Source organism: Streptomyces fulvoviolaceus (assembly GCF_000718165.1).
GTDB classification, from domain to species: Bacteria; Actinomycetota; Actinomycetes; order Streptomycetales; family Streptomycetaceae; genus Streptomyces; species Streptomyces fulvoviolaceus.
Map to the genome: position 1 here is coordinate 1 of NZ_JOEY01000116.1, position 12,458 is coordinate 12,458.

The following is a 12,458-nucleotide window of genomic DNA, read 5'->3' on the forward strand; positions in this document are numbered from 1 at the left end:
CACGTCTGCGCGGAGTGCTCCAGACCCTGCGCGCACCGCACCTTCAGATCCCGGGAGGCCAGCGACCCGAGGTGCGCACCGACCAGCGCGAGGACCTTCTCATCGGCGGGCGTGAGCTGCTTCAACCGGGTACGGACCGCCACCCCCGAAGGACCGGGCACGACACACGACGCCGCAAGCTCCCGCAACCCGCCCACCCCACACCCCCTGGCATCATGCAGCCCCTCGAAGAGTCTGTGAACGACACGCTCAAGGGACAGTTGGGCCTGGAACAGCACGGCGGCCGCACTCACGAGGGTGTTGCCGTCCGCGTCGCCCAGCGCATCCTCGCCATGGCCACCACGATCTGGCACAAACCACAAGACCGGAGCACCCATCATGCGCTCCCTCATCGCATTTGATCACTGAACACATAGGACTTGCTCGTCTAGTGCGCACTGTGCACCTGCACGTTCAGGCCGCAGTGGGAACACCGGCCAACCCACCACAATCCTGCGGATATTCCGAAGGCCGACCACAAGGCACCCGGCGCGGCCCCGCACCCTGCCATCCAGCGGTCAAGACAGCCGCGTGACCTGCGATCCGCCACTCTGAGGGATAAAAGCGAAGCTAAGCCAAGGCCGCTTAACGCGCGCGAAGTTCGGCGGCGGCGGAGGCCGCGAGGTCGGTGGCCATCTTGCAGAGCCTGTCCGTGGGCCGTTGCCCGCCGACGTCCAGGCGCACCATCTCGGCGGCCGTCACGGCGTCCTGGCCGCTGTACCTGCGGGCCTCGATGAAGACCGCGCAGGTGTCGTCGTCGGGTTCGACGACGGCGCGGTATCCGCTGAGAGTGATGGCGGTGCCGTCGTCCGCTGCGGACTTGGGCTGATCGCGGAAGAAGGCGATTTCCGTGTCCAGGTCGTCGACGTCACTCGACCACTCGCAGCTCCAGTTGGCGACGCCGATGTCCGGCACGTCGACCTTGAGGCCGGGAACGATGGACAGCGCCTTGGCGTCGAGCAGCTTGCAGGCGTTCGCCCAGGCCAGCGACGCGCGCTTGTAGGCCGGGTGACGACGGGGGAGCGGGCCCTGGTCGAGGACCTCGGCTGCGCTCTCCGCGGCCCTGTAGGCGACCGCGCAGAGTGTCGCGTCGCCGCCGAACACGGAGCCCTTGCCCATGTTGACGCGGACCCCGACCAGGGTGTTGTCGGTTTCGCCGTCGTTCGTCAGCAGCAGCTTGCACTCGTCGCTCTCCGAGTCCTCTTCTCGGATGCCGATCTTCCCGATGGTTCTGGAGGGCTTCGACCCCTCGGGCGGCGAGCCCCGGCGGAGGCGGATCGACACGTCGATCCGGGTCTTGTCGTCGATGCCCACGAGCACGTCGCAGCGGTCGAAGTTCCCGTAGTCCACGTCTACTTCGGCGTCGCCGAACTGCTCGAGAGCGGTGAGGTCGGCCAGGGCGCACACGTCGGCCGTGTGCGGATCGCCGATCAGAGCCTGCGGTTCGCCGTCCGAACCGTCCTCCTCGGTCCGGCTCTGGCCGGGCTCGGAGGTGGCCTTCCCGCCGTCGCCGTGGTCCGGGACGACGATGAGCCCCAGGGCCAGTACGGCGCTGATTCCGAGGGCCGCTGCGATCAGTGGCCGACGCCGCCGCCGGCGCCCGGCGGACTTGTCCTGAGGGATAGTCGTAGAGGCATCCGTAGGGACATCCGGCCCGGATGCGGCGATGGCCTCCAGGAGCCGCTTGGCCTCGGCGGCGTCGGGGCGGTGCTGTGGATCACGCTGGAGCATGGCGGTGAGAACCGGGTGCAGCGGTCCCACGGCGGCGGCGTCCAACTTGACGACGCCCTGCTCGGCCCGCCAGTACCTCAGGCGCTCGGCGTCCTTCCCGTTGCTCTCCGTCCTCCCGGGGGCGGCGTCCTCCTCGGGTTCGCCGCCGCGCGGTGGCGAACCGGTGACCAGCGCGTAGAGGGTGGCGGCCAGGCAGAACACGTCCGAGACCGGGCGGGGGACGTTGCCCCGGGCCAGCTCGGGGGCGGCGTAGTCAGGGGTGAAGCTGAACGGGCCGTTGACCGTGATGGTTTCGGTGCCGCCGATCCGGTATGCGGCGCCGAAGTCCAGTAACTTCGCGGTCCCGTGCCGGGTGAGGCCGATGTTGGCCGGCTTGATGTCGCAGTGGACGATGCCCCCCTCGTGCAGAGCGGCGAGCGCGTCGGCGAGTTGGGCACCGATACGGGCCGCCCGTACGGGAGAGACCGGCGGCCGCCGATCCAGGCCGCCACCGGGCATGTACTCCATGATGAACCAGTACGTCCGCGTCCCGGCACCGTCGCCGTCCGCGTCCCCGCCTTTCTCCTGGGGCACGGTCACGACGTCGAACAGGGTCACGACGTGGGGGTGGTCGCGGAACTTGGCCATGGCACGTGGCTCGCCCAGCAGCCGCCGCACCGCGGCTTCCTCCTCGCCGTCGACCCGCTCCGGTTTCAGGGCGACGTCCTGCCCCACCACCTTGTCGTGGGCCAGCCACACGTCACCGCTTCTCCCCGCGCCGATTACCTCCTTGAGGACATAGCGGTCGGCGAACTCGTCCCCGGAACGCACGGATCTTCCCCCTCGGTCGAGTCCGGAACGCACACGGCCCGGGCCGCGCACATGGATCGAACCGTACTGCGTAGGGCGGACCGTACGCAGTGTCTACCCAGAGCCTTCATGAGCCGCACTCATGCGTAGAGGTGGACGGATCGAGGGCGGTGGGAGGGCGGGGCGGACGGCCCCGTCGGCGGTGAAGGCGCGAGGGGCTTCGGGACCGGTCCGGACAACGGCGTCTACGGTGCGCATCGGCCCGAACCGAACACCCCGACAGAGAGGAACCCTTCCATGCCGAGAATCAGAACCTGCGTGCCGGCGGGCATCGCGGCAGCCCTTTCGAGTGTCGCGCTGACGCTGCCTGCCCAGGCCGACATCCCGGCTCCGCACGAACGGGCGACCGCCCGCTGTGCCTACCCCTCCGACATCCTCGACCTGACCGACTGGAAGCTGACTCTGCCCACCGGAGAGGACGAGGACCCCACCGAGATCACACAGCCCGAACTGGCGACCTTCTCCGCCCGTCCCTGGGTCCAGGCCGACGCGGCCTGCGATGCGGTGAGGTTCCGGGCCGCCGTCAACGGCGTGACGACGGGCGGCTCCAGCTACCCGCGCGCCGAGCTGCGGGAGATGACCGACGACGGTGAGGACGAAGCCGCCTGGTCCACCTCTGACGGCACCCACACCCTCGTGGTCAGGGAGGCGTTCACGGCACTGCCCGAGGACAGGCCGTACCTGGTAGGCGCGCAGGTCCACGGCGGGGACGACGACGTCACCGTCCTCCGCCTCGAAGGCAGCAGCCTCTACGTCACCGCTGGCGACGACCGCCACCACCACCTCGTCACCGACGACTACGAGCTGGGCACCGAGTTCGAGGCCAAGTTCGTGGCCAAGGACGGGGAGATCGACGTGTACTACAACAGCCGGCTGCAGACCACGATCTCCCACGACGGCGACACCAACTACTTCAAGGCAGGGGCCTATACGCAGGCCAACTGCGACAACTCCGAGCCGTGCGCCGACGACAACTACGGCGAGGTCCGCATCTCCCGCATCAAGGTCACCCACTCCTGACCGGTGGACACCATCGACGTCGCCCTCAACCGCGCCCTCGTCTACACCCTGCTCACTGCTTTCGTGGCCGGAATGTACGCGGCCGGCGTGGGCGTCGTCGCTCTCCTGGGCCAGTCGGTCGGCGTCAACCGCTTCCTCTACGGCGAGCGGGACGAGCCGTACACCGTCATCGGCCGGATCGCTTCGTGCCTGGAGGCCGCCGGCAGCGCCCAACAGCTGCTGCCGGGCCTCGTGGAGGCGGTCGCCACGGCGCTGCGGGTGCCCTGGACGGCGCTGGAGATGTGCGCGGAGGACGGCTCCACCCGCCGCATCGCGCACGGAAGTCCGGCGCCCGGAGGCGTTGCGCCATCGTCACCCTGTCCTCGGCGGCGGACAGGTACGTGACTCCTGGCTCGGAGACGGAGACCACCTGGGTCTGGATGCCGTAGCGGTTCATGAAGTCCACCGCGAGCGTCGGGCTCCAGTCCGGTACCGGAACGCCGCCGATCTCGGTGATGTCGTGCGCTGTCAGCGACTGCCGGTAGAAGTCCGGGATCAGGTGGCAGTGCACGTCGATGCGGTCCCGTCCGCGAGGTGCGGAAGCGTCGGAGGCCGAGTCGCCGGTGGCGATCGCCCGTGCCCCGCCGAGGGCCGTCGCGGCGGCTCCCACCGGCAGGGCCGCCTTGAGCAGGCCGCGTCGCCTCACAGCGTGTCGGGCACTTCGTTCAGTACTGTGGAACACCTCACCGTGGGGGGGAGTGAGCGGAGGAGGAGGTACGACCCTGCCACGGCGAGCCCCGCGTTCCTGTAGTGCTCGCTACATGGTTGCCGTAATGGCCGCTACTAGGAGGAGCGCGTGTACGCGTCAAGGAGCGTCGGGTCACGACTGAGGACAGCACTCGCGAACTGACGGCAACCGCAGCTGGGATCGGGAACTCCCGCTTCCGCCTGCGGGTTTCGTACGGTGCGAGGCCGAACTGTCAGGCGATCCCGGTGCCGCGCAGCAGCAGCAACGCCACGTCCACCACCGCCACGGCGACTGCCGCCGCGAACGCCGCCCGCTCCCGGCGGCGTCCCAGCACCGTCCCCGCCACCGCGACCAGGCCGGCCACCGCGAGTGCCGCAATTCCCCACTTGCCGGGTGGCCCGGCGGGCCCCAGCGCCAGCACCGCGGACGCGGCCACCAGCGGCACCGGCAGCAGCAGCCGCGCGCGGTGCGGGCCCAGCCGGTGCGGCCATCCCCGCACGCCCGTGGCCAGATCCCCGCGGATGTCCGGCAGCACGTCGCCCAGATGGGCGCCGACCCCCAGCAACGCCCCGGCGGTGACGACCCACCAGGCCGGCCACGGCTGCCCCGGCAGCCCCAGTGCCACGAACGCCGGGAGCGCGGCGAAACCCACCGCGTACGGTGCCCAGGACCCCGCTGTCGCCTTGAGCCGCAGGTCGTACGCCCACGCGGCCGCCACCCCGGTCAGGTGAACGGCGCCCGCCCACAGGCCACAGGCGAACGACAGCGGTACGCACAGGGCCAGCGCGGCGTACGCGGCCACCCACACCTCCGTCGCACCGACCGTGCCGTCGACGACGGGTTTGCCGTGGCGGCCGGCGGCGATGTCCCGGCGCGCGTCGAACGCGTCGTTGCACCAGCCGACGGACAACTGCCCGCTCAGCACGGCGGCAGCGGTCAGGACACCACGCGCGGCGCCCTGGCCGGCGGTGACGGCCAGAGCGGCCATCAAGGCGGTGACCGCCACGACAGGCCCGGGATGGCACGATCCGGCCAGGCCACCCACCCGGCCGGCCCAACTCGCGGCCGGGCCGCCGACCGTCGACTGCTCGGGAGTGCCCACCCGGCCGATCGTAGGCGCCCAGGCCCCACCCGGCTCGAGCACGCGCTCCCGGGGCGAACGGCCGGACGGGCGATCCATGGTGTCGAAGTCCCGGTCCGGGGAACATGTGGAAAGCAACTCGCCCCAGTCGGTAACCGGACGGGAACCACATGACGCGGATCGCCGCCGTTCACGGTGTCCTCGCACCGCACCGTCGCACCCAGTCCGAGATCACCGACATGGTGGCCCGCACCTGCCTGCCGGAGGGCAGCGACCGCCGGGTCCTGGACCGGCTGCACCGCAGCGCGAAGGTCCACTCGCGCCATATGACGCTGCCGCTCGAACAGTACGGGGAACTGGACGGATTCGGCGCCGCCAACGACGTCTTCGTCGCCGCCGCCACCGACCTGGGCGCCAAGGCTGTTCGAGACGCGCTGCGCATGGCCGGTCTGTCCGCGGCCGACGTGGACCTGCTGATCTTCACCTCCGTCACCGGTATCGCCATCCCCTCCATCGACGCACGCCTGGTCGGCCGCCTCGGGCTGCGGCCGGACGTCAAACGGCTGCCCCTGTTCGGCCTGGGCTGTGCCGGCGGTGCCGCCGGCCTGGCCCGTATGCACGACTACCTGCTGGGCCGGCCCGACCACGTGGCGGTGCTGCTGTCGGTCGAACTGTGCTCGCTCACCTTCCAGCGCAACGACGCCTCCATGGCCAACCTGGTCGCCACCGGACTGTTCGGCGACGGCGCCGCCGCGGTCGTCGCCCGCGGTGCAGACCGTCCGGGCCGCCCGGACGAGATCGCCGGCCCGACGATCGTGGACACCCGCAGCCACCTGTATCCGGACACCGAACGCGTCATGGGCTGGGACATCAAGGACACCGGATTCGAGATCGTCCTCGACCCGCAGGTCCCCGATGTCGTACGCCGCTACCTCGCCGATGACGTCGAGGGGTTCCTCGGCGACCACGGGATCAAGCCGAAGGACGTGACCGCCTGGGTGTGCCATCCCGGTGGCCCCAAGGTCCTCGAGGCCGTCACCGAAGCCCTCGACCTGCCCGACGACGCACTCGATGTGACCTGGCGTCACCTGGCCGACGTCGGCAACCTGTCCTCGTCATCGGTGCTCCACGTACTGCGCGACACCCTGGCCCAACGCCGCCCGCCACCGGGCACCCCGGGTGTACTGCTGGCCATGGGGCCCGGATTCGCGTGCGAACTCGTCCTGCTGCGCTGGTAGTTCAGACCGTCGAAGGACACAAAGGACTTAAGGACACATGATCTGGTACGGACTGCTGGTGGCCGCCGTCGCCGTCGAGCGCGTCGCCGAACTCGTCGTCGCCCGCCGCAACGAACGGTGGAGCACCGCCCGCGGCGCGACCGAGACCGGACAGGGCCACTACCCGGCGATGGTCGCCCTCCACACCGGCCTGCTGGCCGCCTGCCCGGCCGAAGTGTGGCTGGCCGACCGGCCCTTCGTACCCGCCCTGGCCTGGCCGATGCTGGCCGTGCTGGCGGGAGCCCAGGCGCTGCGGTGGTGGTGCATCCACACCCTGGGACCCCGTTGGAACACCCGGGTGATCGTCGTACCCGGCCTGCCGCTGGTGACGGGCGGCCCCTACCGGTGGCGGTGGCTGCGGCATCCGAACTATGTGGCCGTCGTCGCCGAGGGCGTAGCCCTGCCGCTGGTGCACACCGCCTGGGTCACCGCGGCCGTGTTCACGGTACTCAACGCCGCCCTGCTCACCGTGCGCATCCGCTGCGAGAACCGGGCGCTGACCGCCGCGACCACGCCGACCACGCCGACCACGCCCGCTCCGGCGTGATCGACGTACTGGTGGCCGGTGGCGGACCGGCCGGTCTGGCCGCCGCCATCCACGCCGCGCTCGCCGGCTTGGAGGCCGTCGTCGTCGAACCCCGGACTGGGCCCGTGGACAAGGCCTGCGGGGAAGGCGTCATGCCCAGTGGTGTTGCCGCGCTGCGAGCACTGGGAGTCGAGGTCACCGGCCGCGAACTGCGCGGCATTCGCTACGTGGACGGCTCCACCCGCGCCGATGCGTCCTTTCGCGGCGGCAACGGGCTGGGAATCCGCCGTACGACGCTGCACTCCGCACTGCACCGGCGCGCTCTCGACCTCGGCGTGCGCATGCTGCCGGGCAAGGTCGGCGAGGTGCACCAGAGCGCGGACACGGTCACTGCCGCCGGAACCACGGCCCGTTGGCTGATCGCCGCCGACGGTCTGCACTCCCCGGTGCGCCGCAGCCTGGGCCTGGACCTGCCGGGTCGCCCGCACGGCCGCTACGGACTCCGCCGCCACTACCGCGTCGAGCCATGGACGGACTTCGTGGAGGTCCACTGGTCCGGGCACGGCGAGGCCTATGTGACACCGGTCGACGACGACCTGGTGGGCGTCGCGGTCCTCAGCCGCAGCCGTCGAGGATACGACGAACATCTCGCCGACTTCCCGACCCTCACCGCGTCGCTGCGCGGCCCGGCCGCAACGCAGGTACGTGGCGCCGGACCACTGCGGCAGCGGGTGCGGCGCAGGACCGCCGGCCGTGTCCTGCTCGTCGGCGACGCCGCGGGCTACCTGGACGCTCTCACCGGCGAGGGCATCGCCCTCGCACTGGCAACGGCCGGGGCCGCCATCTGCTGCCTGACCGCGGACCGCCCCGACGAGTACGAGCGCGCCTGGACTCGGCTGACCCGACGCCACCGACTGCTGACCGGAGCCCTGCTGACCGCGAGCCGCCGTCCCGGCACCGCCCGCCTCATCGTCCCCGCAGCATCCCGGATGCCCCCGCTGTTCTCAGCCGCGGTCTACGCACTGCAATAGCAGCCAGGCCCCTTTTCAGGCCGAAAGCGAATAGGACCAACCGTGTGCGCGCTCTCCGCGTCGGCAGAGGTGGGTCACGACACCAGAGGATCGCGTGCTCCTCAGGGCCGTTCAGCAGATGTTCGAGCGGGCCCGTGTGCCAAATGTCCTTCTATGGGCGCCGGGCCTATGGCGAGCGGGTCAGGGCGACTTGAACCCTTCGATAGGCCCTCGTGATGGAGTGGCCTCGTGTCCCGTCGGAGTGCTCGCGAAGGAGAGCCGTGGCATCGGAGCGTCGGGTGAGTTGTCGTAGCTTGGTGCGGCTGTTGTGCTCGACGAGGATCGGCACGTAGTTGGGGATACGAGCGTTGCTGAGCGGCTGGTAGCAGTCCTGCACCACGTCCCGCACGGTTGCAGCCGTCAGCAGGGTGGCGTAGGAGGCCGTCAGCCGGTCCGTCAGCTCCTGAATGGTGTCGGGCACCGCGGCTTCGGCCGTGTTCGGGCCCATGGGGCGCTCCTCACTGTCGCAGATGGCCGACCGCGGCATCCGATCAGTGTCCGGGTGCTCGGTGTCGGCCTGTCCGCTTCCCACACTTGCACGGATCGTGTCCGTGGAACGGCCCACCGGATGTGTTCATCAACTCGCCATCTAGGATCGGTCGGCCTGCGGGCCGGGCGGCCGAGGGCCCGCGGTATCAGCAGTCCCGGTTGCCTCGTTCACAGCATCAGCAGGTCTGGCGAGGAGGACGTTGCCGACTCCGGTGCGGGACTTACGCGACTGATCGGCGCCGTCCGGGGAACCCGGCGGGGAGCGGCGCAGCCACCGGGATCACGTGTGGTGCGTCGTCCACCGGCAGGGGTAGACAGATGCTCGCATTCGTGGCCGCCGCGCTCTTCGTCATTGCCTTCATCATCCGTGTCACCGAGACGTCGACCGAGGTGATCTTCAGCCCGACGAGCCTCATGCTTGCGGGGGTTGCTTTCCTCGCCGTGCACTCGGCCGGCGTGGGGTCCGGCTGGTCCCCCCGGCGAAGCTCCACCCGGAGAAGCTCCACCCGGAGAAGCGGAAGTCGACGCTGAGCAAAGCAATGTGTTCCAGCCTCGTGCCGGCGGATCCGAACGGGGAGCGGCCGGGTATGGCCCATCAGCGGGGCTGAGTTGCGCCCGGATCGGGCGATCATGGCTTGCAGTCGGTGACTGTCCCTGTGTCTCGGAGGAGCGATGGGGCGGAGCCCTTGCTGCTGCCCGCCTACGATTAGAGCACGCGGTCCTCGCTGGTCTGCGGTGTGTCCTCGTCCGGCAGGTGCACGTCGTTGACGGCGATGTTCACCTCGATGACTTCCAGGCCGGTCATCCGTTCCACCGCCGCGATCACGTTCTCGCGGACCTCTGCGGCGACCTGGCGGATGCTGATCCCGTATTCCACGACGACTTGGAGGTCGATGGCGGTCTGTTTCTCGCCGACCTCGACCTTGACGCCGCGTCCCGCGCTCGCGTGCCCGCCGGGGACCCGGTCGCGCACGGCGCCCATGGTGCGAGTGAATCCGCCGCCCAGCGCGTGGATTCCAGGGACTTCCCGTGTGGCGATCCCGGAGATCTTCTCCACCACCCCGTCCGCGATGGTCGTCCGGCCACGTGTCTCCGGCGGTTCCTGAGGCCCGGGCTGTGCAGGCTGAAGCATCGTGCCCACGCCGCTGCTCGGCTCATCGGGATCGGACTTCTGCAGGGTTGAACCGTTCGGCTCCGTCATGCGAAGCCACCTCCTCGGGCAGTCGACGGACTGCCATACCCGAGCGGCTGTCGGCCGCCGCCTTCGTGCCGCTCTCCCAAGTGCCGTGCAGGGCACCGGATATGCATGCGTCTACGGTCTTCGACACCGTCCGCATCCTGAGATGGGGAGGCTTCTGGCCACCTGGCGCACTGGCGAGGACTACGCTGCTGTCCAGGCGTCCCAGCCCCCGGCGGCTTGTCGTTGCCCGACACAGATGGCCGCGGGAAGCGGACCTTTCATCCGTCACCCGGCACATCCCTGGAGGAAACCGGGTGGGTCCTCTGTCCTGTCGCACAGGCCCTCGGACCGGCCGTCGCCCCGCCTCCGCCGAACGTACGCCCCTGCCGACAGCGCGCCAAGGGGGCTGGGAATCCCGGCATCCCCACCTCGCTGCCGGATGGTCCTTTGAACCGAGGCGTCATGCCCCTTCCACAGCTCACCGTCTACCGTCATGATCTACGGAACCGGGCGCTGATCACCCTGGCCGGTGAGATCGACCTGGGATCGGCCCCGTTGGTGCGCGCGGCACTGGCGCAGTGCTTGAGCGACGGCATCCGCATCGTCGATGTCGACCTCACGCCCGTGACCTTCTGCGACTGCAGCGGCCTCAATGCCTTCCTCTACGCCGCGCAGCGGACCACGGAGGCCGGCGGAATCCTGCGACTGCACAACCCGCCACCGACGCTGGGGCGGATCCTCGACCTCACCGGCTGCGGGTTCCTGCTTCTCGGCCTTCCGCTCGGGCATCTGCCACCGTCCCTTGGGGACGCCGCCGCGCCGGCCGTTCCAGCCCCGCCGCACCGGACTGTTCCGCTGGTGGGGGTCCTGTCGGGCGATGTGCGATGACGGCCCAGCCAGAGCAGAGGCAGCAGCGCAAGCCCCGTGCAGGCGAGCCGTCCACCATGGATGCGGTCCGGTTCCGCCGCGTGAGCCGCTGGCTGGCGCAGGGCCTGGGCGGGGAGCTGGCGGATCTGTACATCGACTCCCGCGGGGCGTCCGCCGCTGAGGAGTACCGCGGCCGCAGCCGCCTGGACTTCCTGAATCGTCTCACCGGTGACATCCGCAGGCCGGGGTTCGCCATGGTGATCGCGGAGACGGACGACTTGGTGGGGTGCGCCTTCGGATTCCCGGTGGGCAGAGACGGCTTCTGGTGGCTCGGGTTCGAGGGAGCACTGCCGCAGAGCATCGAGCAACTCACCGTGTCCGGCGGCGTCTTCGCGATCACCGACCTCCTGGTCCGCCCGCACCCGCAGGACCGGGACGTGGTCCGCCGGTTGCAGGAGGGGCTGCTGAGCGACCACCAGGCGTCACTCGGCGCCACCTTGGTGGATCCGGACGATCACCCGACCCTCGCGTCGCTCCGCTCCTGGGGATGGCTGGACGTCGGAGAAGTGTGGCGGCCGGCGGGCCCGACCATGTTCCGTGCGCTGGTATTCCCCCTCGGGGAACGAACCGCGGCGAGGCTGACGGGACTCGCCCGCGAGGCCCGGACCCGGTGGCCCGGGTGAGGTCCGACAACCGGTCGGCCCGCATCCAGGTGCTGGTCGCCGGGCAGGCGGCCCTGCGCGGTGCCCGGGTCGGTGTGGTGGATGTGTGTACCGCGGCCGTGGCCGCTCTGCCGGTCGGCGGAGCCGGCGTATCCGCGATGTCCCGCACCACGGCGAGCCATCCACTGTGCAGCACCGACACCATCAGCGAACAACTGGAGGAACTGCAGCTCACCCTGGGCGAGGGGCCCTGCGTGGACGCCTTCACCCACGGCTGCGCCGTCCTGACACCCGATCTACTGACCAGTCAACTGCAGGAACACTGGTCCGTGTTCGCGGACGCGGCCCTGGAGGCCGGGGCAGGCGCCGTCTTCGCGCTCCCCCTGCAGATGGGGGCGATCAGCCCGGGGGGTCCTGGACCTGTACGCCGACGTGCCGACGGTGCTGGATGCCGGGGAACTGGCCGACGCGCTGGCGTTCGCCGATCTCGCGACGCTGCTCCTGCTCGACGCGCGGATCGAGCAGACTGGCGCACCGGTCGACGGAGCACTGGCAGATCGCGGTTTCGAGGACCTGGGCGGATACCGGGCGGAGATCGACCAGGCCACCGGCATCCTGAGCATCCAGCTCGGCGTCGGCATCGACGAAGCCTTCGTCCGGCTCCGCGCCCACGCCTATACACAGGGATGCCGGCTCGCCGACGTGGCCGCCGACGTGGTGGCCCATCGGCTCCGCTCCTCCCCGGACACGGAACCCGAACGGACCGACGAGGAATCCTGACGCACTGGTGCCGTCCGATGAATGTGCTGCGCTTCCCGCTCCCTTCCGGCGGGACTAGTCCCAATCGAGGGTGACACGATGAATCAGCAGCTCCTGGCCAAGACCTTCGTCGAGCTGGCGGACAACCTGGTCGCCGACTTCGACCTGATCGACTTCCTGC

Annotated in this window: 12 protein-coding genes and 2 pseudogenes; 9 read left to right on the forward strand and 5 right to left on the reverse strand. The window is 70.2% G+C overall.

Annotated features, from left to right (window positions below):
• A pseudogene (locus tag IG08_RS58610) lies at positions 1-197 on the reverse strand (IS200/IS605 family accessory protein TnpB-related protein); the annotation flags it as partial.
• Here IG08_RS58610 and IG08_RS58615 point away from each other — a divergent pair.
• A pseudogene (locus IG08_RS58615) lies at positions 174-408 on the forward strand (IS982 family transposase); the annotation flags it as partial. The pseudogenes IG08_RS58610 and IG08_RS58615 sit on opposite strands and share 24 nt — an antisense overlap.
• A gap of 216 nt (positions 409-624) precedes the next feature.
• On the opposite strand, the gene IG08_RS0152555 reads toward IG08_RS58615, so the two are convergent.
• Positions 625-2,580 carry a serine/threonine-protein kinase gene (locus IG08_RS0152555; protein ID WP_030621819.1) on the reverse strand — a complete coding sequence of 652 codons (1,956 nt, stop codon included), beginning with the start codon at positions 2,578-2,580 and terminating at the stop codon, positions 625-627.
• A 276-nt stretch (positions 2,581-2,856) separates the two neighbouring features.
• Between IG08_RS0152555 and IG08_RS0152560 the strand changes: the two genes are divergently transcribed.
• Together IG08_RS0152560 and IG08_RS0152565 are read left to right on the forward strand one after the other, a co-directional pair.
• Complete coding sequence (locus tag IG08_RS0152560; RefSeq protein ID WP_030621821.1) at positions 2,857-3,639, forward strand: polysaccharide lyase family 7 protein; 783 nt, start codon at positions 2,857-2,859, stop codon at positions 3,637-3,639.
• 3 nt (positions 3,640-3,642) lie between these two features.
• On the forward strand, positions 3,643-4,023 hold the full coding sequence (locus IG08_RS0152565) for a hypothetical protein (protein ID WP_030621824.1): 381 nt from the start codon (positions 3,643-3,645) through the stop codon (positions 4,021-4,023).
• A gap of 575 nt (positions 4,024-4,598) precedes the next feature.
• Here IG08_RS0152565 and IG08_RS0152570 read toward each other — a convergent pair.
• A complete protein-coding gene (locus tag IG08_RS0152570) occupies positions 4,599-5,468 on the reverse strand; it encodes a UbiA family prenyltransferase (protein ID WP_030621826.1) in 870 nt (289 codons plus the stop codon).
• A gap of 149 nt (positions 5,469-5,617) precedes the next feature.
• Between IG08_RS0152570 and IG08_RS0152575 the strand changes: the two genes are divergently transcribed.
• From IG08_RS0152575 to IG08_RS0152585, 3 genes are read left to right on the forward strand one after another with little or no spacing between them, the layout of a single operon-like run.
• Positions 5,618-6,685, forward strand: a complete 1,068-nt coding sequence (locus tag IG08_RS0152575; protein WP_030621827.1) for a type III polyketide synthase — start codon at positions 5,618-5,620, stop codon at positions 6,683-6,685.
• 37 nt (positions 6,686-6,722) lie between these two features.
• On the forward strand, positions 6,723-7,271 hold the full coding sequence (locus IG08_RS0152580) for an isoprenylcysteine carboxyl methyltransferase family protein (RefSeq protein ID WP_043457615.1): 549 nt from the start codon (positions 6,723-6,725) through the stop codon (positions 7,269-7,271).
• Positions 7,268-8,281 carry an NAD(P)/FAD-dependent oxidoreductase gene (locus IG08_RS0152585; protein ID WP_030621830.1) on the forward strand — a complete coding sequence of 338 codons (1,014 nt, stop codon included), beginning with the start codon at positions 7,268-7,270 and terminating at the stop codon, positions 8,279-8,281. Before IG08_RS0152580 ends, IG08_RS0152585 begins: the two co-directional genes overlap by 4 nt.
• Before the next feature lie 166 nt (positions 8,282-8,447).
• Here IG08_RS0152585 and IG08_RS0152590 read toward each other — a convergent pair whose 3' ends face one another.
• Both IG08_RS0152590 and IG08_RS0152600 read right to left on the reverse strand, forming a co-directional pair.
• A complete protein-coding gene (locus IG08_RS0152590) occupies positions 8,448-8,768 on the reverse strand; it encodes a three-helix bundle dimerization domain-containing protein (protein WP_158812415.1) in 321 nt (106 codons plus the stop codon).
• A 747-nt stretch (positions 8,769-9,515) separates the two neighbouring features.
• Complete coding sequence (locus IG08_RS0152600) at positions 9,516-10,010, reverse strand: Asp23/Gls24 family envelope stress response protein (RefSeq protein WP_030621833.1); 495 nt, start codon at positions 10,008-10,010, stop codon at positions 9,516-9,518.
• 441 nt (positions 10,011-10,451) lie between these two features.
• Here IG08_RS0152600 and IG08_RS0152605 point away from each other — a divergent pair, with 441 nt between their 5' ends.
• The 3 genes from IG08_RS0152605 (at position 10,452) to IG08_RS62290 (ending at position 12,298) form a co-directional block, all read left to right on the forward strand.
• Positions 10,452-10,877, forward strand: coding sequence for an STAS domain-containing protein (locus tag IG08_RS0152605; RefSeq protein ID WP_030621834.1), 426 nt, complete (start codon positions 10,452-10,454; stop codon positions 10,875-10,877).
• Positions 10,874-11,539 (forward strand): hypothetical protein, encoded by a 666-nt coding sequence (locus IG08_RS62285; RefSeq protein ID WP_234343240.1) that lies wholly within the window; start codon positions 10,874-10,876, stop codon positions 11,537-11,539. Before IG08_RS0152605 ends, IG08_RS62285 begins: the two co-directional genes overlap by 4 nt.
• Before the next feature lie 411 nt (positions 11,540-11,950).
• Positions 11,951-12,298: an ANTAR domain-containing protein gene (locus IG08_RS62290; protein ID WP_234343241.1), complete on the forward strand. Its 348-nt coding sequence runs from the start codon at positions 11,951-11,953 to the stop codon at positions 12,296-12,298.
• Positions 12,299-12,458: the final 160 nt, after the last annotated feature.

Coding starts and splice junctions, on each gene's coding strand:
- IG08_RS0152560 (WP_030621821.1), top strand. CDS start 2,857: ATGCCGAGAATCAGAACCTGCGTGCCGGCGGGCATCGCGGCAGCCCTT.
- IG08_RS0152605 (WP_030621834.1), top strand. CDS start 10,452: ATGCCCCTTCCACAGCTCACCGTCTACCGTCATGATCTACGGAACCGG.
- IG08_RS0152600 (WP_030621833.1), bottom strand. CDS start 10,010: ATGACGGAGCCGAACGGTTCAACCCTGCAGAAGTCCGATCCCGATGAG.
- IG08_RS62285 (WP_234343240.1), top strand. CDS start 10,874: ATGACGGCCCAGCCAGAGCAGAGGCAGCAGCGCAAGCCCCGTGCAGGC.
- IG08_RS0152575 (WP_030621827.1), top strand. CDS start 5,618: ATGACGCGGATCGCCGCCGTTCACGGTGTCCTCGCACCGCACCGTCGC.
- IG08_RS0152590 (WP_158812415.1), bottom strand. CDS start 8,768: ATGGGCCCGAACACGGCCGAAGCCGCGGTGCCCGACACCATTCAGGAG.
- IG08_RS0152580 (WP_043457615.1), top strand. CDS start 6,723: ATGATCTGGTACGGACTGCTGGTGGCCGCCGTCGCCGTCGAGCGCGTC.